Annotated in this window: 24 protein-coding genes; 15 read left to right on the top strand and 9 right to left on the bottom strand. The window is 67.2% G+C overall.

Annotated features, from left to right (window positions below; genetic code table 11):
• A complete protein-coding gene (locus BAY61_RS12945) occupies window positions 1-1,104 on the top strand; it encodes an AI-2E family transporter (protein ID WP_091797489.1) in 1,104 nt (367 codons plus the stop codon).
• Here the strand turns inward: BAY61_RS12945 and gdhA are convergent.
• Window positions 1,101-2,441 (bottom strand): NADP-specific glutamate dehydrogenase, encoded by a 1,341-nt coding sequence (gene gdhA / locus BAY61_RS12940; protein ID WP_425439989.1) that lies wholly within the window; start codon window positions 2,439-2,441, stop codon window positions 1,101-1,103. The two genes, BAY61_RS12945 and gdhA, sit on opposite strands and share 4 nt — an antisense overlap.
• Window positions 2,442-2,636: 195 nt before the next feature.
• On the opposite strand from gdhA, the gene BAY61_RS12935 reads away from it, so the two are divergent.
• Window positions 2,637-3,575: a cation diffusion facilitator family transporter gene (locus BAY61_RS12935; protein WP_245866056.1), complete on the top strand. Its 939-nt coding sequence runs from the start codon at window positions 2,637-2,639 to the stop codon at window positions 3,573-3,575.
• A 152-nt stretch (window positions 3,576-3,727) separates the two neighbouring features.
• Here the strand turns inward: BAY61_RS12935 and BAY61_RS12930 are convergent, their stop codons facing one another.
• Entirely contained in the window at window positions 3,728-4,870 is a 1,143-nt protein-coding gene (locus BAY61_RS12930) for an aminotransferase class I/II-fold pyridoxal phosphate-dependent enzyme (protein ID WP_245866054.1), read from the bottom strand.
• 188 nt (window positions 4,871-5,058) lie between these two features.
• Here BAY61_RS12930 and BAY61_RS12925 point away from each other — a divergent pair, with 188 nt between their 5' ends.
• The 7 genes from BAY61_RS12925 to BAY61_RS12895 all read left to right on the top strand — a co-directional run bounded on the left by BAY61_RS12925 (window position 5,059) and on the right by BAY61_RS12895 (window position 10,979).
• Entirely contained in the window at window positions 5,059-5,727 is a 669-nt protein-coding gene (locus BAY61_RS12925; RefSeq protein WP_091797477.1) for a GntR family transcriptional regulator, read from the top strand.
• A 199-nt stretch (window positions 5,728-5,926) separates the two neighbouring features.
• Entirely contained in the window at window positions 5,927-6,736 is an 810-nt protein-coding gene (locus tag BAY61_RS12920; RefSeq protein WP_091797474.1) for a LamB/YcsF family protein, read from the top strand.
• Window positions 6,729-7,985 (top strand): NRAMP family divalent metal transporter, encoded by a 1,257-nt coding sequence (locus BAY61_RS12915; RefSeq protein ID WP_091797471.1) that lies wholly within the window; start codon window positions 6,729-6,731, stop codon window positions 7,983-7,985. Before BAY61_RS12920 ends, BAY61_RS12915 begins: the two co-directional genes overlap by 8 nt.
• Window positions 7,986-8,014: 29 nt before the next feature.
• Window positions 8,015-8,803: a putative hydro-lyase gene (locus BAY61_RS12910; protein ID WP_091797468.1), complete on the top strand. Its 789-nt coding sequence runs from the start codon at window positions 8,015-8,017 to the stop codon at window positions 8,801-8,803.
• A gap of 10 nt (window positions 8,804-8,813) precedes the next feature.
• Window positions 8,814-9,536 carry a 5-oxoprolinase subunit B family protein gene (locus BAY61_RS12905; RefSeq protein ID WP_091797465.1) on the top strand — a complete coding sequence of 241 codons (723 nt, stop codon included), beginning with the start codon at window positions 8,814-8,816 and terminating at the stop codon, window positions 9,534-9,536.
• Window positions 9,520-10,545 (top strand): 5-oxoprolinase subunit C family protein, encoded by a 1,026-nt coding sequence (locus BAY61_RS12900; protein ID WP_091797462.1) that lies wholly within the window; start codon window positions 9,520-9,522, stop codon window positions 10,543-10,545. Before BAY61_RS12905 ends, BAY61_RS12900 begins: the two co-directional genes overlap by 17 nt.
• Window positions 10,542-10,979 carry a RidA family protein gene (locus BAY61_RS12895; protein WP_091797459.1) on the top strand — a complete coding sequence of 146 codons (438 nt, stop codon included), beginning with the start codon at window positions 10,542-10,544 and terminating at the stop codon, window positions 10,977-10,979. Before BAY61_RS12900 ends, BAY61_RS12895 begins: the two co-directional genes overlap by 4 nt.
• 6 nt (window positions 10,980-10,985) lie before the next feature.
• On the opposite strand, the gene BAY61_RS12890 is transcribed toward BAY61_RS12895, so the two are convergent.
• Both BAY61_RS12890 and BAY61_RS12885 read right to left on the bottom strand, forming a co-directional pair.
• Complete coding sequence (locus BAY61_RS12890) at window positions 10,986-11,498, bottom strand: MOSC domain-containing protein (protein WP_091797456.1); 513 nt, start codon at window positions 11,496-11,498, stop codon at window positions 10,986-10,988.
• Between the two features lie 18 nt (window positions 11,499-11,516).
• Window positions 11,517-12,416 carry a dihydrodipicolinate synthase family protein gene (locus tag BAY61_RS12885; RefSeq protein WP_091797453.1) on the bottom strand — a complete coding sequence of 300 codons (900 nt, stop codon included), beginning with the start codon at window positions 12,414-12,416 and terminating at the stop codon, window positions 11,517-11,519.
• 98 nt (window positions 12,417-12,514) lie between these two features.
• Here BAY61_RS12885 and BAY61_RS12880 point away from each other — a divergent pair, with 98 nt between their 5' ends.
• Window positions 12,515-13,870, top strand: a complete 1,356-nt coding sequence (locus tag BAY61_RS12880; RefSeq protein ID WP_091798854.1) for an aminotransferase class I/II-fold pyridoxal phosphate-dependent enzyme — start codon at window positions 12,515-12,517, stop codon at window positions 13,868-13,870.
• Here BAY61_RS12880 and BAY61_RS12875 read toward each other — a convergent pair.
• A complete protein-coding gene (locus BAY61_RS12875; RefSeq protein WP_091798852.1) occupies window positions 13,764-14,714 on the bottom strand; it encodes an AraC family transcriptional regulator in 951 nt (316 codons plus the stop codon). The genes BAY61_RS12880 and BAY61_RS12875 overlap by 107 nt on opposite strands.
• Before the next feature lie 134 nt (window positions 14,715-14,848).
• Between BAY61_RS12875 and BAY61_RS12870 the strand changes: the two genes are divergently transcribed.
• Window positions 14,849-15,895, top strand: a complete 1,047-nt coding sequence (locus tag BAY61_RS12870) for a saccharopine dehydrogenase family protein (RefSeq protein WP_091798848.1) — start codon at window positions 14,849-14,851, stop codon at window positions 15,893-15,895.
• On the opposite strand, the gene BAY61_RS12865 is transcribed toward BAY61_RS12870, so the two are convergent.
• Window positions 15,868-16,638, bottom strand: a complete 771-nt coding sequence (locus BAY61_RS12865; RefSeq protein ID WP_091798847.1) for a helix-turn-helix domain-containing protein — start codon at window positions 16,636-16,638, stop codon at window positions 15,868-15,870. The genes BAY61_RS12870 and BAY61_RS12865 overlap by 28 nt on opposite strands.
• A gap of 87 nt (window positions 16,639-16,725) precedes the next feature.
• On the opposite strand from BAY61_RS12865, the gene BAY61_RS12860 reads away from it, so the two are divergent.
• From BAY61_RS12860 to BAY61_RS12850, 3 genes are all read left to right on the top strand, one after another.
• Window positions 16,726-17,109, top strand: coding sequence for a nuclear transport factor 2 family protein (locus tag BAY61_RS12860; RefSeq protein WP_091797449.1), 384 nt, complete (start codon window positions 16,726-16,728; stop codon window positions 17,107-17,109).
• Between the two features lie 69 nt (window positions 17,110-17,178).
• Window positions 17,179-17,862, top strand: coding sequence for a TetR/AcrR family transcriptional regulator (locus BAY61_RS12855; protein ID WP_091797446.1), 684 nt, complete (start codon window positions 17,179-17,181; stop codon window positions 17,860-17,862).
• The gene (locus BAY61_RS12850) at window positions 17,859-18,752 is read left to right on the top strand and encodes an alpha/beta fold hydrolase (protein WP_170140016.1); all 894 of its coding nucleotides are present in this window, start codon (window positions 17,859-17,861) and stop codon (window positions 18,750-18,752) included. The genes BAY61_RS12855 and BAY61_RS12850 overlap by 4 nt, the downstream gene beginning before the upstream one ends.
• Before the next feature lie 51 nt (window positions 18,753-18,803).
• Here the strand turns inward: BAY61_RS12850 and BAY61_RS12845 are convergent, their stop codons facing one another.
• From BAY61_RS12845 to BAY61_RS12835, 3 genes are all read right to left on the bottom strand, one after another.
• Window positions 18,804-19,679, bottom strand: coding sequence for a class I SAM-dependent methyltransferase (locus BAY61_RS12845; RefSeq protein WP_091797440.1), 876 nt, complete (start codon window positions 19,677-19,679; stop codon window positions 18,804-18,806).
• Window positions 19,680-20,102: 423 nt separating this feature from the next.
• Window positions 20,103-21,449 carry a TrkH family potassium uptake protein gene (locus tag BAY61_RS12840; RefSeq protein ID WP_245866052.1) on the bottom strand — a complete coding sequence of 449 codons (1,347 nt, stop codon included), beginning with the start codon at window positions 21,447-21,449 and terminating at the stop codon, window positions 20,103-20,105.
• A gap of 150 nt (window positions 21,450-21,599) precedes the next feature.
• Window positions 21,600-22,457 carry an alpha/beta fold hydrolase gene (locus tag BAY61_RS12835; protein WP_245866050.1) on the bottom strand — a complete coding sequence of 286 codons (858 nt, stop codon included), beginning with the start codon at window positions 22,455-22,457 and terminating at the stop codon, window positions 21,600-21,602.
• Between the two features lie 171 nt (window positions 22,458-22,628).
• Here BAY61_RS12835 and BAY61_RS12830 point away from each other — a divergent pair, with 171 nt between their 5' ends.
• Complete coding sequence (locus BAY61_RS12830; RefSeq protein WP_245866048.1) at window positions 22,629-23,675, top strand: C40 family peptidase; 1,047 nt, start codon at window positions 22,629-22,631, stop codon at window positions 23,673-23,675.
• The last annotated feature ends 42 nt before the right edge of the window (window positions 23,676-23,717 follow it).

Raw genomic sequence — 23,717 nt, 5'->3', positions numbered from 1 at the left:
ATGAGAAACCCGGGGCCCGAACGCCTCGCCAGTGGCATGCCGCGCGCGCTGGTCATCCTCATCGCGGGTGCCTGCCTCGTCGTGATCATCGCCGGGCTGAAACTGGGGGCCTGGCTCATCGCCCCGGTGTTCCTCGCGATGGTCATCGTGATCACGCTCAGGCCGGTACCGCAGTGGCTGCGGCGGCACGGTGTCCCTGCCGGGATCGCGACCGCCCTGCTCATTCTGCTCGTCTACGCCCTGGTCGCCGCGCTCGTCGTCATCCTGGTGGTGTCGATCGCGCAACTGGCCTCATTGCTGCCCGCGTACGCGGAACGGGCCGATGATCTCCTCGATGGGCTGAAGTCGCTGCTCGCCCACTGGAACATCTCACCGGAGCAGCTTCGCCCCGCCACCGATCAACTCGATTTCGACCGCCTGCTCGGCTACGTCGGAAATCTGCTCGGCTCGGTCACCAGCATCGGAACCAGCATCCTTTTCGTGCTCGCGCTGCTGCTGTTCTTCTGCATCGAGGCATCCGGAGCGGGAGCCAGGCAGCTCGCCCTTCAATCCGACCGGCCCGCGATCGGGTCGGCGATCTCCGGGTTCGTCCGCGGCACCCGCCGGTACATGTTCGTGACGACCGTCTTCGGACTCATCGTGGCCGTGCTCGACACGATCGCCCTGGAGATCATGGGGATTCCACTCCCTCTCCTGTGGGGCGTGCTGGCCTTCATCACGAACTACATCCCCAACGTCGGCTTCATCCTCGGCCTCGCCCCGCCCGCCATACTGGGCCTGCTCGAAGGCGGCTGGCAGACTCTTCTCGCCGTCATCGTCGTCTACAGCGCGCTGAACTTCGTCATCCAGTCGGTCATCCAGCCCCGATTCGTGGGCCAGGCCGTCGGCATCTCCACCATCGCGACCTTCCTCTCGCTCGTGCTGTGGGGATGGGTACTGGGGCCGCTCGGGGCGATCCTCGCCATTCCGCTGACCCTGCTGGCCAAGGCGCTGCTCGTCGACGTCGATCCCAGGGCGCGCTGGGTCGACGACCTGCTCGCCAGCCGCGCCACCGGGCGAGCCGAGGCGCCGCCGCGACCATCGGCGGAACCGGAAAAGTCCTAGATGACGCCGAGCGCGAGCATCGCGTCGGCGACCTGGCTGAACCCGGCGATGTTGGCACCGGTGACGTAATTGCCGGGAGCACCGTATTCGTCAGCGGTCGCAAGGCACCGGTCGTGAATGCCGTGCATGATGTCGGCGAGGCGCTGTTCGGTGTGGTCGAAGGTCCAGGTGTCGCGCGAGGCGTTCTGCTGCATCTCCAGCGCGCTGGTCGCCACGCCACCGGCGTTGGCCGCCTTGCCCGGCGCGAAGGTCACACCGGCCTCGCCGAAGACCCGCACGGCCTCGGGGGTACATGGCATGTTGGCGCCCTCGGCGACGATGGTGCAGCCGTTGCCCGCGAGCGAGGTGGCGTCGGCGCCGTTCAGTTCGTTCTGCGTGGCGCACGGCAACGCGATGCCGCAGGGGATCTCCCAGACCGAGCGGCCGGTGACATACCTCGCGACCCCGCCGCGTTCCCCTGGATACTCCTGGATCCGCGCCCTGCGCACCTGCTTGAGATCCTTGAGCAGGTCGAGGTCGATGCCCTTCTCGTCGACCACGTATCCACCCGAGTCCGAGCAGGCGATGACGGTACCGCCGAGCTGCTGGACCTTCTCGATGGCATAGATGGCCACGTTGCCCGATCCGGAAACGACGACCTGCTTGCCCTCGAAGGAATCCCCGCGCGCCTTGAGGATCTCCTCGACGAAGAAGACCGTGCCGTAGCCGGTGGCCTCGGTGCGCACCTGGGAACCGCCCCAGGCAAGGCCCTTACCGGTCAGCACACCGGATTCGTACCGGTTGGTGATCCGCTTGTACTGGCCGAAAAGGTAGCCGATTTCCCTTCCACCGACCCCGATGTCGCCGGCAGGCACGTCGGTGTATTCGCCGATGTGCCGGTACAGCTCGGTCATGAATGCCTGACAGAACCGCATGATCTCGCCGTCTGAGCGGCCCTTCGGATCGAAGTCCGACCCGCCCTTGCCGCCGCCGATCGGCAGTCCGGTGAGCGCGTTCTTGAAGATCTGCTCGAAGCCGAGGAACTTGACGATGCCCTGGTACACGCTCGGGTGGAACCGCAGGCCGCCTTTGTAGGGGCCCAGCGCGGAATTGAACTCGACCCGGAATCCGCGGTTGATCCGCACGACGCCCGCGTCGTCGACCCACGGCACGCGGAAGATGATCTGCCGTTCCGGCTCGCACAGCCGCCGGATCACCGCGCTGTCGGCGTACTCGGGATGCTTGGCGATCACCGGGCCGAGGCAGTCGAGCACTTCGTGCACGGCCTGGTGGAACTCGGCCTCGCCCGGGTTACGCCCGACGACCTCGGCGTAGATCTCACCCAGCTTCTCATCCAGACCCGGCACGCAATGCTCCTCTCCTCACCAACGGCCTCACCTCCCAGAACATTCTCATGCGGACCGCGATCAGAGGACCCGGAGTGACAACTGCCACCGAGTGCCGATATTCCGGAAAGCGGCTCTCGACAGACGACCCTCCACAACATATAGTCACATTCGCATGCATGAATGAATATTGGAGAGGAGCCCGGCGTGCCTGGCGACAGCGGACACGGACATGGACACGGACTGACGCCGGATCAGGCCGTCTCGGCGGGCGGCCGGTACCTGACCAGGCTGTGGATCGCGGTCGGGCTCGGCACCGTCACCTTGGTCCTCCAGCTGACCGTCGGCCTGCTGACCTCGTCACTGGCACTGCTGGCCGACTCGGCACACGTCTTCACCGACGTATTCGGCGTCACGCTCGCGGCGATCGCGATCACCGTCGCCCGGCGGGCGCGCCGCAGGGCCGGGCACACCTATGGCCTCTACCGAAGCGAAGTACTCGCCGCCCTGGCCAACTCGATCCTGCTGCTTGCCGTCGCGGCCTGGGTCCTGTACGAGGCGATCGACGCGCTCAGGGAACCGGTGGAAGTACCCGGATTGCCGGTGATGGTCGTCGCGGCCGTGGGACTGGCGATGAATGTGATCGCGTTTCTGCTGCTGCGTTCCGGAGCCAAGGAGAGCATCAACATTCGCGGCGCCTACCTCGAAGTCATGGCCGACATGCTGGGCTCGTTCGGGGTACTCGCCAGCGGCGCGATCACCTTGTTCACCGGCTGGACCTACGCCGACCCGCTCATCGGGGCCGCGATCGGGCTTTTCGTCGTACCGCGCGCATGGCGGCTCGGCCGCAACGCATTGCGCATCCTGTTCCAGCACTCACCGCAACGACTGGACCTCGCCGAGCTGAGTTCGGCGCTGGAAGCGTTGCCCGGCATCAGAAACGCGCACGACGTACACGTGTGGACGTTGACCTCGGGCATGGACGTCGCCTCCGCCCACCTCACCACCGACCACGAGGCGGCCCACACGGAGGTGCTCGCGGCCGCGCGGCGACTGTTCGCCGAGAAGTACCACATCGAACACACCACGCTGCAAATCGAGCCGGTAGCGGAGAACGCGCGCGGCTGCCACCAGCTCACCTGGTGACGAATCCGGATTCGAAATCCCGCGAGGAGTGAACGTTGCCGCCACCGCCGTCGGCAACGTTCACCCGCGGCTTATTCATCCATATTGGACGATTACAGCGGCAGCGACGAAGCAAGGCGACGATGTGTCAGCCTCGCGGCGCGGCGGCCGACTCACAAGCGCGCGGCGACCGCCGCGATGCGGCGCGCCGCGTCGACCGCGGCCTGGTGGTCCTGCGAGAAGTTCAGGCGCACCGACGCCGGGAAGTCCCCGAATTCCGGGCCGCGGGTCACGGTGACGGCGGCTTCGGTCCGCAGCCGGGCGACGAACTCGTCGATCCGACCTTTCGCGGCAGGCACGTCGAGGAACAGGTAGCTGCCGCCCTCGGTCAGGCGAGCGGCGACGTCACCACTGCCGGTGAAGACCTCGTGCAGTTCGTCCCTGATCAGTGCGTGGGCGGCGATCCGCTGATCGAGCCAGCCCTCGGTCTCGGCGAACCACGGTTCGAGCGCCGCCTGCGTGTAGCCCGCCGCCCGCAGCGAGACGATGCCCTGTAGTTGCTCCATACGTTCGACGACAGGGCCGGGAGCGACCGCCACACCGACCCTGCAACCGGATACCGATTCGGTCTTCGAAGGGCCGAGCAGCGTCAGGCACCGCTCGCGCGTGTGTGCGCGCAGGTGCGTGAAGGCCCTTCCATCGAAGATCTGCCGCGAATAGAGCTGGTCGACGACCACGAAAGCGTCGAATTCGGCAGCGAGCCCCGCGATGGCCTCGATGTCGCCCGGGGTGTACACCGCGCCGGTCGGGTTGTTGGGGTTGGAGAACACCAGCAGCCGCGCGCCGCTCTGGAAAGCGGCCCTGAGCCCTTCGAGGTCGAGCAGTGCCGGTTCACCCGCAGCCGTCCGGTATCCCAGTTCGACGGGAACGGGCGTGGCTTCCAGGTACTCGACGATCTTGCGGTTGGCGAAGTAGTCCGGCGCCACGACCGCCACCTTGTCGCCGCGTTCGACCAGCGACGAGAGTGCGAGGAACAGCCCACCCTGGGTGCCTGGCGTGACGATGATTTCGCTACCCGGATCGACCGGCTCGCCAAGGAACGCGCTCAGTCGCGGCGCGATGAGCTCGCGGGCGAACAGGTGTCCCCGGTAGGGCGAGTACGCGTAGCGGCCGCCGTCGCGCAGCGCCGCGGTGACGGCGTCGACGACCTCGGGCGGAGGCGGGAACGCGCTGACGTCACCGTGGGAGAAGTCCACGTGGCGCAGGCCCTCCGGAACCTCGCTGCGTTCCTGGCCGGGGGCGTGGTCAGCGCTCATACGCTGGAAACGGTACGGGGCAGGCCACGAGGCCACGGCCATGTCATCCATCCTTTCGACGCTTCGCCCGCCGCGCGGGTCGATCCGGGAGCGAACACGAGAACCGCTCACCTGTGGAAGCCAGTGTGCGATCACCAGCCCCGAATGTCAACATTCAACATTGACAATGGCATGGCATACTGCGTGCCATGCGCACGCCAGCTCCGCTCGGGCCCGTCAGCACCCGCGGTATCGCGGCCGAAGCCGCCCACATGATTCGCGAGGCGATCATGAACGGGACCTTCCGCCCCGGCGAGGAACTCAGGGAGGGCGCGCTGGCCGAATCGCTGGCCGTCAGCCGCGGCTCCGTCCGGGAAGGACTGTCCATTCTGGAACGCGAGGGGATCATCCGCACCGGCTGGCACCGGCCGGCCATGGTAATTCCCGCTTCCCGCGACCATGCGGGGAACCTCTACCGGCTGCGCGCGGGCCTCGACCGCATCGCGGCACAGGGCGCCACCGAGAAGGCGCGGCGCGACGGCGTCTCCGCCGCACTGGAGGGACTGCGCTCCGCGGTCACCAACGAAGCGGCGCGCAGCGAGGTGGTGCGAGCCGACCTCGAATTCCACGACGCCGTGTACGCCATGGCCGACAACGACCCGCTGACCAGCGCATGGCAGGCCATCCGCTCCCAGATCCGCCTGTACCAGCTTCTGCGCGGCACCGAACCCGAGAAGGGGTACGACCGCTCGCTGGTCAGCGAGCACGCGGAGTACGCGAAGATCCTGACCTCGGGCGACGTGGAAGCCGCCGGCCGCTACGCCGAGCTGCACGTGGAGTCGGCGCTCGAAGGTCTGCTTGGCCGCCTGGGCGATTGACCAGGAAGAAACCGTGCCCCCACCGCCACGCGTGTTCAAATGTTGACATTCGACGTTGACAGTGTGAAGGTGTGCTCACTCAAGCCCAGCTTCTCCGGATGGCACCCATCGAGGCCGGCGATGCCGTAGCCCATGGGTCCTCACCGGCTCCTCGCGTCTCGGTCCGGTCGCGTGGGCAGTTCGCAGGCAAAGGAGGATCATGTCGAGGTCCATCGATCTCATTGCCGACCTCGGCGAGGGGTTCGGCGCATGGACGATGACAGAGGATGACGCGTTGACGCGCATTGTCACCTCGGCCAACGTCGCATGTGGATTCCACGCGGGTGACCCCTCGACCATCAGGGACACCGTCGCGCTGTGTCTCGATCGTGGTGTCGCCGTCGGTGCCCATCCGAGCTTCCCCGACCTGCGGGGGTTCGGCAGACGCCCGATCGAGCTACCGCTTCCCGACCTCGAAGCCGACGTCCTGTACCAGCTGGGCGCTCTCGACGCCTTCCTCCGGCCGCACGGCCGCCGCCTTCACCACGTGACCCCGCACGGCAGCCTCGGCAACATGACCGCGGTTCGTGAGGACTATGCGCGCGCCGTCGCCCGCGCGGTCAGGGCCTTCGACCCCCAGCTCACGGTTGCCTACCAGGAAAGCTGGATGACAAGGGCCGCCGAGGAAGAAGGGCTGCCGGTCGCGCGGATAGGCTTCGCCGACCGGGGCTACGCCGACGACGGCACACTCGTCGCCAGGTCCCTGCCCGGCGCCTTCGTGACCGACCCTGGCGAGGTCGCCGCGCGTGCCGTGCGGATGGCCACCGAGGGCGTCGTCACCAGCGTGACGGGCACTCCCCTGCCTATGTCCTGTGACTCCATCTTGCTCCACGGCGACAGCCCAGCCGCCGTATCCGTGGCCACCACCGTCCGGCAACGCCTCGAATCCGAGGGCGTGCGTGTCGCCGCGTGGTCAGGTCACGAGATTCAATCCTCCGCTCTTCCCGCAGAAGGGATCGCTCATGAGTGACGTCGAGCCCCACGAGACGACCACTCCGGCCGCGTCGTCCACATCGCCGAAGGCGAAGCCGGTCAGTCGCCTCGTCCCGTTCTTCGGGGCCATCGCCCTGATGGCGACGAGCGCCATCGGACCGGGATTCCTGACCCAGACGGCGACCTTCACCCAGCAGCTCGGCGCCGCGTTCTCGTTCGGAATCCTGATCTCGATCCTGCTGGACCTCGCGATCCAGATGAACGTGTGGCGGGTGGTCGGTGTTTCCGGCCTCCGCGCGCAGGAACTGGCCCAGCGGGTGCTTCCGGGACTCGGCATCGTGCTGAGCGTCATCGTGTTCGTGTGCGGCTTCATCGCCAACATGGGCAACGTCGCCGGGGCCGGGCTCGGGCTCAATGTCCTCTTCGGACTTGATCCCCGCTGGGGAGCGGTCATCACGACCGTTCTGGCGCTGGTCATCTTCGTCAACCGCTACTTCGTGTCCATCATGGACCGGACGACCATTCCGCTCGGGCTGATCATGCTGGCCCTGACGTTGTTCGTGGCGATCGTCAGTTCGCCGCCGGTCGATCAAGCGGCGTTGCAGACGGTCCTTCCCGATCAGATCAACATCCTTGCCATCACGACGATCGTCGGCGGAACCGTCGGTGGTTACATCACCTATGCCGGTGCGCACAAGCTGCTGGCCAGCGGGATCTCCGGGCCGGGCAGGGTGCGCGAAATCGCCCGCACCTCGGCGCTCGGCGTCATCGCGACCGGCGTCATGCGCTGGTTGCTGTTCCTCGCCGTGCTGGGTGTCGTGTCCACCGGAGCGGTACTCGACGTCACCGACAACCCCGCCGGTGACGCCTTCCAGGCGGCGGCAGGCGACATCGGGTTCAAGATCTTCGGTGTCGTGCTCTGGGCCGCGGCGATGACCTCGGTGATCGGCGCGTCCTTCACCTCGGTCTCGTTCATCTCGACCTATTCCCGGCACCTGAGGGAACGCGAGGGCATCGCGGTCGGGGCGTTCGTCGTGGCCTGCTGCACGGTGTTCCTGCTCGCCGGTCAGGCTCCGGTCACGGTGCTCGTCTTCTCCGGCGGCTTCAACGGTCTCGTACTCCCCCTCGGGTTCTCGGTGACCATGTGGATCGCGTGGCGCAGGCGCGACCTTCTGAGGGGTTACCGTTATCCGAGGTGGCTCATCGTCGTGGGAGTACTGGGCCTCGCGCTGTCCTGGGTGCTCGCGGTGCTGGCGTTCGAGCCCGTCTTCGCCCTGCTGCAATAGAACGTGATCGGGTGAAAGGAAAGACACCGATGAACCTCGAAACGTGGCGCTCGTTCACTCCGGAGCAGGCTCGGACGACGATCCGCAATGGACACACCGGCACGACGTCGGGCTGGAGCGACGGATGGGCGCAGGCCAACCTGCTGGCCGTCCCCCGAGAGCAGGCTTTCGACCTCATGCTCTTCGCGCAGCGGAACCCGAAACCGTGCCCGTTGCTCGACGTCTTCGATCCGGGAGCCAGGAGCAGCAGCCGGTTCAAGGGCGACATCACCACGGATGTTCCCGCATACCGGATCTACGAGCGGGGAACACTGGTCGCCGAGGAAACGGACGTCTCGGGGCTCTGGCGCGACGACCTCGTCGCGTTCCTTTTCGGATGTTCCTTCAGCTTCGAGCGGGCACTGATCGAAGCCGGTATCGACATGCGGCACAACGCGGCTGGCACCACCGTGCCGATGTACCGGACCACGATCGACTGCGAGCCCGCCGGCATGTTCGCGTCCTCCACCGTCGTTTCCATGCGCGGTGTTCCAGCCGATCGCGTCCCCGACACCGTGCGGATCTGCGCGCGTTACCCTGCCGTGCACGGCGCGCCGGTTCACGTCGGGGACCCCGGCCTGATCGGGATCACGGATCTGGACAAGCCGGATTGGGGTGACCCGCCGGTCCTGCGAGAAGGAGACGTGCCGGTCTTCTGGGCCTGCGGGGTGACGCCTCAGGCCATGGTCATGCAATCGCGTCCGGAGTTCGCGATCGCGCACGCGCCTGGGAGGATGGCCATCACCGACATTCGCGAGTCGGAACTGATCACGCCATGAGGGAGGTGGCATGGAGAGCGGAGTCCTGATCACCTCACAGGGCGACGCCGCCGTCAGGGTGCGATTCACCGATGACGACGCGGAACAACGGTGGAGAAACGTCAGGCGGCTGGTCGCGAACCTCGACGAGGTGCGACTTCCCGCGATCACCGGCGTCGCCGCCACCTACGACTCGGCGCTGGTGGAATTCGACAGTCTGAGCATACGGCTGGAAGAACTCGAAGCGCTCCTGCGGTATGTGAGCACTCGAAGCTCCGCCTCCCCCGAGTCCACACGCGAGCCCCGGTACTTCCGGGTTCCCGTCCGGTACGGCGGCGAGCACGGCCCCGATCTCGCTTTCGTGGCACAACGGCTGGGCAAGACCGAGGAAGAACTGGTCGCGCTGCACAGTGGAACGTGGTATCTGATCCGCTGTTACGGCGCGCCTGCGGCATCGCCCATGATGGACGGACTGAGCGGCGACATTTCCGTTCCCCGTCGCGCGGACCCGCGCGTGCGGGTTCCCAGTGGTTCGGTCGCGCTGGCCGGTATCCAGTCGCTGATCTACTCGGTGAGCGCTCCCGCGGGCTGGCAGCTCATCGGGCACACCCCCACCGAACTGGTTTCCGCCCACAGCGACGAGTTGTGCGCCTACCGCCCAGGCGACTACCTGGGCTACTTCCCGGTCAGCGACGGCGAGTGGTCCGGGTACGAAGGGCTGACCATGGAGGACTGCCGTGTCGAGCGGGACTAGCACGGCCACCATCGTCGAGGCCACATTCGCGACGCTACAGGACGAGGGGCGCCCATCAGGTGCCTCGTGGGGCATCGCGGCCAACGGGGCGCTCGACCAGTTTTCCTATCACTACGGCAACGCTCTCGTGGGAAACCAGGTCAGTGTGCCGTCGCTGGAAACGGTGATGACGGATCTGGCCGTCGCGTTCAGCGACGAGGTGATCGTGGCCGTCACCGGCGCGTCAGCCGAGGTGACGGTCGGCGGGCTTCCGGCACGAATGAACCAGGCACTCGTCGTACCGGCCGGTGGCGAACTGGCGGTACGGGACATCAGGGACGGGGTCCGGTGCTACGTCAGCATTTTCGGCGGATTCGGCGAACTCGGCGGCGGGCGCGCGTTTCTGGGCAGCGTCGCGCCTGACCGGACCCTGCGATACGGCCTCGATCTCGTCGCGGGGCTCACTCTGGGCTGCGGTCCCGCCGGTCGTCTCGACGTCTCCGGCAGGGAGTACCCGTTTCCCGTCCTCTCCCCTCCCCGCCCGCAGTCACCTGCCGCAGGAGAACTGGGCGTTCTTCCCGGCGAGAATCGCGACCTCTTCGAACGCGACGCCGATGACATCTTCGACGGCGATTACGTCATGACGGACAAGACCGACGCCGTGGGGTCCAGACTCGAAGGCCGGATTCCCCGGCGTCGCGACACGGCCGAGATCCTGTCGCGTGCCTTGCCGATCGGGTCCATCGAGGTTCCGGGCGGCAAGGAGCTACTGGTGTTGAACCGAGGTCGCGGACTGTCGGCCGGGTATCCCGTCGTCGGGGTCATCTGCACCTCGTCGATGAACGTACTCTCCCAAACCCGTCCCGGCGCGGCGATCCGCTTTGTCCCGATCACGGTCGCCGCCGCGCGAAGGCTGCGGTCGCGGGAGGCCGAGATCATTCAGTCGGCCCGCGAGAGAATGACGAGAATCCTCGATACCCCACGGGTCGCCGGAGCCGCGACCAACGATCACAAGGCAGGGAAAAGATGATCCATCCCGAATTGGCCGGGCTGCCCGTTCCACAACCGCAAGGGCACTATCAGCCCGTTCGGCGCAACGGCGGAGTCGTCGCGACGGCCGGTATGACGCCTCGATTGCGGGGCGAGATGCGCCACCCGGGCCGGGTCGGCGCCGACGTCACCATCGACGATGCCAGGGAAGCGGCACGCGTTTCGGTCCGCAACGCGCTCATGGCGCTCACGATCGAAGATGAATCACTGCAACGGGTTCGGATCCTCCGGATGACCGTCTACGTCGCGGCCGCCGAGGGGTTCGCCGATCATTCCTTCGTCGCCGACGCGGCCTCCGACGTGCTCATTCAGGTACTGGGCGAGCGCGGCAGGTGTGCCCGTTCGGCCGTCGGCGTCGCCACGCTGCCGGGGAACGCGTGCATCGAGATCGAACTGACGGCGACCCTCGACTGAGCTCGCTTACCCGATTTCCTCGAAGGGAACCTCGGCCGCCTCGGCTGTGCTGAGAGGACGCACGACGTCACCGGCACGAATGGTGCCGCCACGCAGGATCCGGCAGTTGAGCCCCGAGCGGCCGAGCAGCGGCGAGTACACCTTCTTGCCGGTCAGCCGTTCCAGATACCGGCACGGAACGTTGAGCCTGCCGCCGTAGAGGATCGTCTCCCCCACCGCGAACCGGATTCCCACCAGCGAGTTGAGCGGTACCCCGTGAGTGACGACGTTGCGCCGCAGCTCGACGCCGTCCACCGGCTTGCCGAGCGCGACGGCGACGTCGTCGATCACTTCCTTGGCAATCACCGTAAGCTGCCGGTCGGGATGCCACTTGGGTGAGTACAGGCCGGTACCGAGCGCGTATCTGTCCCCGGCCAGGCCGACACCGGCAACCAGGTGTCCCGAGGCCAGCTCGCGCATCTCGGCCCCCGCGGCCTCGGTCGCGTAGACCGCCCGGACTTCCCCGCTCCATGCGTTCATGAAAATCGGCCCCCAGCCTCAGTTCTCGACAGCGGGCAGGACAGTCCGGACCGCGTCCTCGACCTGTGTCCGCTCCTCGCCCGCGAGTTCCCGGAGCGGACGAGGCAGATTCAGGGAACCGGTGAGTCCCATGTGGTCGGCGATCGCGGCGACCACCCGGACGCTGCCGTACCTGCCGAAGAGTGTCCATATCGGAGTGAGCAAACCGGACAAGCGGCGAGCCTCGTCGGCATCGCCCCGCTGGGCCGCCCGCGTGATCCTGAGACACACCCCAGGCCACAACCCGCCGAGCACGCTGTACCAGGCTTCGCAGCCCGCGAGCAGGCCGCCAGCCCCAGCCGAGTCCCCACTGACCCCGAGGCTGACGTGTCCGGGAACGTGCCGCCGCAGGTTCCGCACTCGCGCGCGAGCTTCCCCCTGATCCTCCGGCGTCGCCGGGATCTTCACCGACGCGACGTTCGGCAATTCCGCGATGCGGCCGTGGAGCTCGTCGCTGAAGGTGAACCGAGTGGTGCCGGGGTTGTCGTAGACGCACAACGGCACCGAAAGCCGCGCCGTCACATCGGCGTAGAGCCCGTAGACCTCGTCGTCGGTGAGTGGCTGATAGGACACGGGAGCGAGCAACACCGCGCTCGCGCCAGCGTTCTGGGCGTCCTCGGCGTGCCTCAGCACGTCCACGGTCCGCAACGCGCCGATGCCGACGAGCACGGGAGTGCCCTCCGCCGCGTCGACGGCGAGCTCGGCGATCCGCTTGCGCTGTTCACCACTGAGATAGGCGTAACTGCCCGTCGAGCCCAGTGCCCCGATGGAGTCGACACCGGCGAGGTGAAGCCGGGACACGAGGCCGGCGAAGGCCGGTTCGTCGATCGATTCCTCGGCCACCGGACTGAGTGGAAACGCGCTGAGACCGGTGAACACCGCTGATCTCCTTGCCTGCCAACCGAACCTGGATTGTCATGTGACAAACACACGCTACAGGTCCGGGCGAGAACTGTCACGTGCCATACAATGACGCGGTGACAGAAGTGGCCGGGCGGCGCCCGCCGATCACAGGCGCGTCGGCTGGCGAGATCTCCGACAGTGTGCGCGACCTGGTCAACACCGGCCTGCTGCGGCCAGGTGATCCGGTCCCGCCGATCCGCGATCTCGCCAATACTCTCGGAGTCCATCGCAACACCGTGGCGGCCGCCTACCGGATACTGGTCGCCGCGGGCGTCGCCGAAACCCGGGGGCGGCGCGGCACCGTCATCACCTCGCTGCCCGACCTGGCGGGCGAGGCGGTCGTGAACACGGCGCTCGCGGATCTCTCAAGCGGCAATCCCGATCCCGCCCTGCTTCCCGACATCACGGCTGCTCTGTCCGGTCTCGACTACCGGATGCGGCTCTACGGAAGCCCTGCCGTCGATCCGGGACTGGCTCGATGGGCAAGCGACTCGCTCACACCCGACGTCGGTCGTGCCTTCGAAGTCTCGGTCACCCATGGCGCCGTCGATGCCGTCGAGCGGTTGCTCACCACGCATCTCACGCGTGGCGACCTGGTCGCCTTGGAGGATCCGTGCTTCTACGCGAGCGAGGGGACGGTGCGGCTCAACGGATTCCGCGCGGCTCCCTTCGCCGTCGACGCCGAAGGTCCTGAGCCGCGCGCCTTGCGGGCCGCGCTGGACGCGGGCGCGAGGGCCATCCTTTTCACCCCCAGGGCACACAACCCGACCGGTGTGAGCCTCACGGCCGAGCGGGCACGGAAACTCAGGGCGGTGTTACGGCGCTATCCCCAGGTACTGGTGATCGAAGACGACCATTTATCCGCGATCTCCCGCCATCCTTATCACCGGATCTGCCCTCCGACGACGCGGCGGTGGGCCCTCGTGCGGTCGGTGGCGAAGTTCCTCGGGCCGGACCTTCGAGTCGCCGTCGTCGCATCCGACGAGGAAACGGCCGACCGACTGGGAAGGCGATTGCGACCTGGCGTCACCTGGGTGAGTCATCTTCTCCAGCGGCTCGTGGCGAATCTGCTCGAATCAGATGCCGTCGCCGGGCAACTGGATCACGCGAGGGACACCTACGCCGAGCGGGTCGACACGCTGCGAGCCGAATTGGCCGACGTGGGAATCGGCACCCCGTTCCCCTCCGACGGGTTCAACGTCTGGGTGCCAGTGCCGGGTGATTCCGCCGCCACGGTCGCGGTGTTGCGCGACAACGGCTGGTCAGTAAGGGACGGTGCGCCGTTTCTGGCCCTGGCGAACGGAACCTCCTCCGGGATCCGCGTCACCGCGTCCACCTTGACCCGTCGTCAGGCTCGGGAATTCGCTCGCTGTTTCGCGCGAGCGCACCTCGCCGGAACCGGCCCGGTGGCACGCCGTACTGGCGCTTGAAGGCATGAGCGAACGCGAATTCCGAGGCGTAGCCGATTTTTCTGGCAACCGTCGACAGCGGTAGATCCGTTTCACGTAGCATCCGTGCGGCCAGCGTCAGCCGCCACCACGTCAGGTAGGTGAGCGGCGGTCTCCCGACCAACGTGCTGAACCGGTTTGCGAAGGTCGCGCGCGACAATCCGGACAGCGAACCCAGCTTCGCGACCGTCCACTGTCGACTCGGCTGCCGGTGCAGCGCGTCGAGCGCGGTGGCGACCGCCGGATCGCGAAGGGCCGCGACCCAGCCACCGGCACTGGTCTGCTCGCCGAGCCAGGCCCGCAGACCGTGCAGCAGGAGGAGATCCAGCAGTGCCGGAAGCATCGCTTCGGAGCCAGGGCGAACCCGTTCCAGTTCGAGGTCGAGCAGGTCCAGTGTCGCGCGAAGCGCCGGATACCGCCCCGCTCGCGCCGAAAGGCGAATCACGTCGGGAAGCTCGCCGAACAGCGGATGTGGGCGTGTCTGATCCAGTAAATACGCGCCACAGACCATGACCGTGTCCGCCGCCTCGTCGCCGTCGCCGGTACGGATCTCGGTCAGCGACGCGGTTTGCTCGTCCAGCGGTGTGGACGGCGAATCGGCGAGCCCGTGCTCGCGTCCCCTCGGCAGGAACACGATATCGCCTTCCGCGATACCCATCGGATCCCCCTCAGCCGGAACGAGCCAGCAATTCCCTTGTAGTACAACGTGAAATCCGGCTCCGGCCACGCGAGGAAACCAGCGGCCGAACGGAGCCCTGTGCCGCACGCGCGCGGAATGCGGGCGGCCGGTACGCATCGCCGTGACCGCGTCGGAGAGCACATCCACGACCTCAGCGTATCGCCTCGGACGCGCGGAAAAGACGATCACGCAGGAACGGCAGACGCGAAAGCATGGAATGCCATCCGGCGCCGCAATACCGTCATCATGCAACATCGCCCCTCATCGAGCAGGAGACCGACGTGCGCATCGCCGTCTACGGAGCCAGCGGCTACCAGGCAAGACTTGTGCTCACCGAATTGTCCCGCCGGAACATCGACGTGGTACTCGCGGGCAGGGACGCCGACCGTCTCGGCAAAGCCGCGGCGGCGACTGGCCTCCTCATGAGTCCGCGGCGTGTCGCCGACCTCGGCGATCACGACGCACTCGTGGCGAGCCTGGCCGGCTGCGACGCGGTCGTCAATTGTGCCGGGCCGTTCACCGCCACCGGACATACCGTGGTCCGCGCCGCGATCGCCGCGGGCTGCCACTACGTCGACACGGCGGGAGAACAGTTCTACCTCAAGACCATCTTCGACACGTTCGCGGCCAAGGCCGAACACGCCGGGGTGACCATCGTGCCTGCCACCAATGACGGCTGCCTTCCCTGCGACCTGATCGCACACCTGATGGCCGAGGAAGTCCCTTCGCTCGACGAGATCACCGTCAGCCACCTGATCACCGGCGGCGGTGCACCGTCGCGGGGGTCATTGCGATCGGCACTGCGGACCGTCGACTCGTTGGTCAGCGGCGGACTCACCTACGAACGCGGCGAGTGGCACACCGGCATTCCCGCCCGCCGCGGCTCCGTCGTCTTTCCCGGCGTCCCGGAGCCCGTCGACATGGCCCAGTTGCCCCTCGCCGAGGTCGTCACCATCCCCCGGCATGTGCGCGCCAACCGAGTGGAAAGCCTCGTCGAAGCGAGTTTCAGCGCGCGGTTGAGCGCCCCGCTCACCACGACGACCATCGACGCCCTGCCGGAAGGACCCACCGACGAAGAGCGCCGTGCCCAGCGGTTCAGCTACCTCGTCGATGCCACGACCCCCGGCGGTCACGTCGTCCGGGGGCTCGTCCAGGGCACCGACACCTACGGCACAACGGCGATCATCGCGGTCGAGGCGGCCCGCAGGCTCGCCGCCCACGGCGCCGAGCCCGGCGTACTGGCTCCCGCCCAGGCATACGACGCGGCCGGGTTTCTCGGATTTCTGACCGGCCACGGACTTCATTGGGACATCAGTCCGCGGAAGTAGTCGTCGGTCTCGTCGTCTTGAGGGTAGTACGACTCGACCGCGATTTCGGCCAAGGTGACGTCCATCGGGGTACCGAACGTCGTGATGGTGGAAAAGAGGCGCAACACCCGCCCACCAGCACGGATGATCATGGGGATCACGATGTCCGATTCGGACTCGGCCAGGGGCTGTCCCGGCTCTGCCGCCAGGTATTCCTCGTAGACGGCGCTCAGTTCCGGGTCCGGTGCGATCGCGAGCTGGCGCGCGATTCTGCGGCGGAACACGGACCTCACCTCGGTGAGATTCACGATGCGTCCGGCCAGCCCTCGCGGGTCGAGGCCGAGACGCACCAGGTTCATCGGAGGCTCGGTGAGCTCGGAGCCGGTGTCGGCCAGAAAGGCGGTGACCGCCCTGTTGGCCATCACGACGTTCCAACCGCGGTCGAGCACCACCGCCGGATAGGGCTCGTGCGCGTGCAACACCCGCCGCAACGCGCCGCTCTCGGTCGCCAACGCGTCGTCGTCCAGCGGGCGCTCTGGAAACCGCTCCGCGAACCCGCCTGCCCGCAAGAGCCGATTGCGTTCCCGTAGCGGAACGTCCAGTTTCTCGGCGAGGCGCAGAATCATGTTCGCGCTCGGACGCGAGTTCCCCGTCTCGACCAGACTGACGTGCCTTGCCGACACCTCGGCGGCGTTCGCGAGATCCAACTGACTGAGCCGCCGTCGATTTCGCCATTCGCGCAAGAGAGAACCGACAGCCGACATGATCCCGATCGTACGAGGATTTCCGCCGGAATCCATGAAATCGGATTTCATCGACAACGAGAACCCCTGCCCGAAAGACTCGATGCCATGACCACCGACAACAAGACCATCGTCGTCGACGCACTGTCCGGAGTCGTCAAAACGGGCAACGTCGACGCGCTCGCGTCGGCACTCCACGACGATTTCATCCATCATCGCCCTGACGGCACGAGCACGACGAAAACCGAATGGCTCGCGGCCGTGACGGCGGTGCCGCTACGCGACCTCGACGTCGAGATCCTGCACATCCTCGGTGAAAGCGACACCGTCGCGGTCTACTCACACCGGCGGCTGGGTACCGGTGGTCCCACGATCGCGGTGGTCGAGATCTGGCGCTTCGAACGGGGGCTGATCACCGAGGGCTGGGAGATCATCGAGCCGGTCGACGAGGCCGGGGCCCACGCGCTCTGGTGGCGAGCCGCCGCACACTGACCCGCCCGACGCCACCTCCGCTGTAGTGACCTGATACGATAATCTGGTCACTACAGCGGAGGTGGCACCATGCCGAGACCACTCGTTCCCGACCGGCGCGGCCGCATACTCGAAGCGGCCCACGGGCTCGTCCTCGACCGGGGCTGGCCCCGCACGACGATCGCGGACGTCGCCGCGAGAGCCGGTATCGGCAAGGGCGCCGTGTACCTGGAGTTCCCCGACAAGCGGGCCATCCTCGACGCCGTTCTGCACCGGAGCACGCGAGAGCTGACGGCGCGCGTGCACCGGCGCGTCCTCGACGCATCAGGCGTGGCCGGCCTCGGCGCCGTCTACCGGTTCGGCGTCGAGGCATTACTCGCGGACCCCCTGATGAGCGCCCTCTTTCTCGGCGACGATTCCGTGCTGGGTGACCATGTGCGCGCCGTGACCGACGACAGGTACTCACAACGGTTCCAGTGGCTCACCGACTACACGACCGGCCTGCAACAAGCGGGAGTCCTCGACGCCACGGTTCCCGCGCAGGACATCGTGCGCATGCTGAGCACCTTCACCGTCGGGCTCGTTCACGCGCCCGGCTCTCTGGAACCCGGTACCGCCGGGCAATTGTCAACAACCGTTGGCCTTTTCGCCGATCTGGTCAGTCGTGGCCTCGCCCCCGAAGGGCCCGCCGATCCGGCCGCCGCGCGCGAAGCCCAGTTGGCGCTGCTCGCTCAACTCGACGACCAGCTCACCACACTGGAGGAATCCCCGTGACGAATCATCATGACCCTCCTTTCCGCCACGACGTCGAGCACGGCGGAGTGGACCTCGGCCAGGGACATCTGGCCTACCGGGTCGCCGGAAGGGAAGGACCGGCCGTCGTCCTGTTGCACGGCGCGAGCCTCGACAACGGCTCCATCACCTGGCGAAATGTGGCCGACGATCTTGCAGCCGACCACCGTGTCTTCTGTCCCGACCTGCCCAAGCACGGCGGAAGCTGGCCGTGGCGAGCACGCGCGGACCAGCGCGGGCTGGAGGACGTCCTGCTGCGCCTGATGGATCATTGGGAACTGCCTTCCGCCACGCTGGCGGGGCTTTCGCTGGGAGCGACGGTCAGCCTGGGGACCGCCCTGCGGGAGCCGAGAAGGGTCGAGCGGCTCGTGCTGACCTCGTGCGGCGGAATCCAGGAGCGAGTCACGGCCCACGAACTCGCCTACCTTTCGCTGCGTACTCCCGTTTCGTGGGCACTCACCCGCATGCAGTCGGCGAAGCAACTGGAGCGCTTCGCCCGCACGAAGCTCCCCTTCGCCGACGACGTCACCGAGACCGAGATCGACCGGCTCGCGGCGGCCTATGTCGCGGAGTACGAGGCGAAGAGACGGCACGGCGGCCACCTGTTCAGCGACTGGAACCGGTTCGAGGTCGGGCCTCGGCGGATGCGGACCAACCACCTGTCCCGACTGTCCGAAGTGTCCTGTCCGACACTGTTCATCCACGGTGAAGACGACGACGCCGTCCCGGTCGAACTGGCCCGCGAGGCCGCGAACCGGGTTCAGGACGGCAGACTGGAAGTGGTCAGGGGCGCGGGACATTTCGTGCCTCAGGATCACCCCCGGGACGTCGTCCGGATCGTTCGTGACTTCCTGAGCACGACCGGCCAATGAGCCGGGATCCGGATCCTCCATTGTGTCCGGCCACATCGGAAGTTCCCGATCTCAGGACGTTTTCTCAGCCGTGACGGTGCGTTCGATCGCGGTGGCGCGCAGACCACGGTAGTTCGGTGTGAGGTAGCGCTCGGTGTGCTCCTGGGCGCCCACGTCCTCACGGATTCGCCAGCCGCGTTCCACCAGCAGGCTCCGCACCCGCTCAGGATTCATGCCCGACCGCCAGAGCTTGCCTGTCGCCACGTACTCGCGGTGGGCACGGTGGCCACCGTGTAGCGCCTCGCCGGTGACGAACTCGTCGAGGATGTAGGTAAAGCCGAGCCTGCTTCCCGCCGGGGCCGAGGCGAGCGCGTCGAGGGTGCGGCGAATGTCCTCGGCGCTCAGGTACTGGGTGACGCCTTCACACAGGAAGTAGGTGGACTGCCCGGCATCGTAGCCGTGCCGGGCCAGCACCCTGGAAAGGTCCTCGGTCGCGAGATTGATCGGCACGAGCGTGAGGTTTGCGGGAACATCACCGCACAGCGCGTGCAACCGCCGGTACTTGGTCGTGATGTTGCACGGCAAGTCCACTTCGAACACGGCCGTCGTCGCCAGCGCGGGAATCCGGCAGACGCGATCGTCGAGACCGGCTCCGAGTACGACCACGCTGGTGCACCCGGACTCGATCGCGGTCACGATGTCGTCATCGAGATGACGCTTGCGGCACAGGATACTCGCCCACAGCCCGGGCAGCTTTCTCTCGGTGGCGGTGAAAAACAGGCGGCGAGCCCACCCGAACCGGCCGAAGGACGCCAGCGTCCTTGCCGTCGCGGGGAGAAACGACCGCGCCAACTGGTTCCGCACCAGCGGGGTGGCTTCGTACTGTTCGATCGCGACGATGGTCATCGGGCCGACAGCGGTGCCGGCGACGGCGCCCACGGTACCCATGGCATGGATCACTTTCGGTCGGAAGTGGGTCACTGACCCATCGATGAATGGAGCGGAACGGGACGTCAACGGTCCACAGTGTCCTGTGTGATTCCGTTGCCAGGAAAGACAAACGTAGCCGAGTTCAGCGTTCCCTGGAAACGATCTCCGGGAACGTCAGGTGGCAGGCGGGCGCCACGGCCCGGACATTACGGGCGAGGAGAAACCGGCGCACCTGGCGGCGCCATGGACCGCGCCTCGCGTCTCTGCTGGGGAGAGGTCACGCCACTTCGAGGGCGAGTCATGGAGACAAACGACATCAACACGGGGAAGCTTCCTTTCCAACCGACCACTATTCGCCGACCAGACTTCCCGGCACACCTAGGCTCAAGCTACCCCCTTCCACACGGGCGTCAAGTCCCGGGTGGCCCTGGCAACTCCTCCTCAGCCGACAATGGGCCTGACCTCGGCCAATTCGAACCGGCGCGGCCGGTCGCGAAGGGCGAGCGCCGAGGCGAGGGTGATCGGGCCGAGCCTGCCGATGAACATCAGTACCGACATCAGAACGTGCGCGGCGGGAGGCAGATCGGGGGTGATGCCCGTGGAAAGACCGACCGTCGCCACCGCCGAGATCGACTCGAACATCACGGCTTCCAGCGCGAAGTCGGTCATGCTCAGCAGCGCCGCGGTGGCACCGATGACCAGGGCCACCGTGAGCAGCGCGATCGTCAGCGCCTGCCGCTGCGTGCTTGCCGCGAGCTTGCGGCCCATGACGTGCACACTCGGTTCGCCGCGAATCTCGGCCAGTATGACGAACGCGAGGATCGCGAAGGTGGTGACCTTGATGCCGCCCGCCGTGCTCGCGCTCCCGCCACCGATCAGCATGAGCGCGGATTGGACGAGGAGACTTTCGGAGTTCATCGCGTCGATGTCGAGCGCGTGGAGCCCTCCTGAGCGCGGCATGACGGCGGTGAAGAACCCGGCGAGCAGCTTCGTCGGCGGCGCGTGTGCTCCGAGCGTGTCCTCGTTGCTCCACTCGCTGATCGTGATGAACGCGAACCCGGCAACCAGCAGCAACAGGGTCGTGCCCACGGTGAGTTTGGTGTGGACGGACCACGCCTGCTTACCGCGCAGCCTCCTGCCGAGTTCGAGAAATACCGGAAACCCGAGACCGCCCGCGATAACCGAGAACGCGATCGTGAGACAGATCCACGGGTCGGACACGAAGGCCGTCAGGCCATCGTCGAACAGGGCGAATCCGGCGTTGTTGAATGAGGACACCGCGTGGAACACACCGGAATGCAGCGCTTCACCAAAGGAATGGTCGTAGCCGGTGAAAAGCCGGGTCACCAGGATCGTGGCGACGACGAACTCGAACGTCAGGCTGAGCACCACCACGCCGAGGACGACGGTGCGCACGTCACCGAGACCGGCGCTCTTGGTCTCCCGCTGCGCCGACAGCCGCATCCGCAGACCGAGCCTGCGCGACACCAGCAGTCCCAGCAGCGAAGCCAGCGTCATGATGCCGAGGCCGCCCGCTTGCACCAGGGCGAGGATCACGATCTCGCCGAAAAGGGACCAGTGCTGCGCGGTATCGACGACGGCGAGTCCGGTGATGCACACGGCGGACGTCGCGGTGAACAGAGCACGCACCAGGTCGGTGGGTTGGCCACGGGCACTCGCGATCGGCAACGTGAGCAGCACCGTCCCGATGACGACCACCACGGCGAAACCGAGCACCACGGTGACCGCCGGCCTGCGCGCCGACGAGATCGCACTGCGCAATGCCACTGCCTCCACCAGGCACGAGACCCTGCCATCTCGTGCCCCGAGTGCCTGCCCCCTGCCGCAAGGCGGCGGTCACGTCCACTGCCGACGGACAGCGCAGCATAACCACGATCAGCGCGCCCCGGGGCACGCGCTACCCGTTCCGGGCGGATCTCACGTGGCGAGAAAATCCCGGACGGTCCCGCTGATCGCGGGCCAGTCGTCGGCGAACCAGATCAGATGGCCTGGCGCCGCGCTCTCGACGAGACGGCCGTGCGGGATGGCATCCGCGATCACCTCCGCGTGCGCGAAACCGACGGCCCCGTCATGACGGCTGGCGATGATCAGCCCGGGCTGGGTCAGCCGCTCCCCCACGCGGACCGGAGTGCCGGTGAGGTCGTTGAGAAAACCCCGGCCCGACCGCATGCTCGCGAACAAGCCGATCAAGGTCTCGCGATGATCGTCCCGCACCGCCGACAGCACCGTCCGAGCCGACAAAGTGGACAAATCGCCAAGCAGTAGCCGGAGCCCCGTTTCCGGTGCACCGCGCAGGATCGCGCGCATCACGCTCCAGGTCAGGCGCTCGCTCCCCGGCGCGAACACGATCCTGCCCGCGATCCGCACGGCACGGGAGGGCCACGGCAGCGGGCCGACGGCACTCATCAGGATGACGCGTTCCACCAGGCCGGGATGCCGCGCGGCCATGGCCATCGCGGTGCGTCCTCCGGCGGAGATACCCACGACGGCGGCGACGCGGGTGATGCCGAGTCGTTCACACAACGAGCGAGCCACGTCGGCGAACCCGTCGGGAGAAGTACCGGTCTCCAGCGGAGTGCGACCGTAGCCCGGCCTCGACGGGACGAGCACCGAGTTCCCCGCGTCGGCGAAAACCTCCTCACCGAGCGCGATCCCCGCTCGCATGTGCCCGCCGTGAAAGATCAGGACCGCGGGCCCGTCACGCCGCTCGTGCCGGTACTCGACCACGCCCTCGGACAACTTCGCGAGGGCGGTGGGACGTTCGATGCCTGTCACGACCACATCTTGGCGCACGATGGCAACGTCTCGTATTCCGCCCGCGACCTCTTATTATCCTTAGTACTAACTTGCATAGTGGACAGCTCGGCAAGATCACCCTAAGGTGGCTGCGGACCGGCGGGGCGGTCGCCACGGTAATTCCCGGACATTCGAGGAGCAGCACCAGTCGTGAACGCGCATCGCCCCCGGACCACTCGAACACTGGCCGTCGCCACGCTCGCGCTCGCCGCGTCGCTGACGCCCCTTTCCGCCTCCGCGCAGCCACCCGGCGACACCTCGGACGCGATGGAGCGCTACCAGGAACTGGGCGCCCAGGCGGCCAAAGCTGACGAGGACATGCTCCAGGCCGAAGAGGAACTGGCAGGCAAGCAACGGGAACGCGACGAAGCCGACGCGGCGCTTGCCGAAGCGACAAGGGTGCTCGACGCCGCGAAGCGGGAGGAACAGCGGTTCCGCGACGAAGCCGACGAGCTGACCGGCGCGTCCTTCCAGAGTGGCCGCGTCAGCCGCTGGAACGCGGTTCTGACCAGCGACTCCCGCCGGGACTTCCTCGACCGCATGTCGGCACTGGGCGTACTGGCCGACAACAACGAGGAGAACCTGACCCGCCTCAGCGCGATCACCGGCCGGGCCGACGCGGCACGGTCGACCGCGGCCGAGGCCCGTCGCGCGGCAGGCGAGGCCACGACCGCCGCCCGAAAGGCCGTCGACGAACTCGAACGCCGCAGGCAAGACCTGGACGGGCAGATCGCCGACGTCAGGCAGGCGCTTGGCGCGCTGAGCGATGCCGAGCAGGTCTCGCTGCAAACCGTGCAGGACAACGGTTCCTACGCCGGACCACCCGGCGCGGCGAACGACGCGCTTCAGGCCGCGCTTTCCATGCGTGGCTCAGCCTACGAATGGGGCGCGGAAGGACCGAGCACGTTCGACTGCTCCGGTCTGACGTCCTGGGCCTACGCGCAGGCCGGTGTCGACATCCCCAGGACGAGCAGGCAGCAGTGGTTCGCGGGACGAGCCGTCTCGCTCGACGCTCTCGTACCCGGTGATCTGCTGTTCTACGACGACGGAACCGGCAATCCGGACACCATTCACCACGTCGGCATGTACGTCGGCAACGGCAAGATGGTCGACGCCCCGACCGAGGGCCAGGTCGTGGACGTGCGGTCCATGGAAGGCGACGGCCACCTCATCGGGGCACGCCGCATCGCGGGCTGAGTTCCCGCGAAGCCCGGTCGCTCCGCGCATGCTCGCGAGGGT

This window comes from Prauserella marina (assembly GCF_002240355.1).
GTDB classification, from domain to species: domain Bacteria; phylum Actinomycetota; class Actinomycetes; order Mycobacteriales; family Pseudonocardiaceae; genus Prauserella_A; species Prauserella_A marina.
Note: the sequence above shows the minus strand (reverse complement) of the source record. Positions and strands in the feature narration are given on the sequence as shown.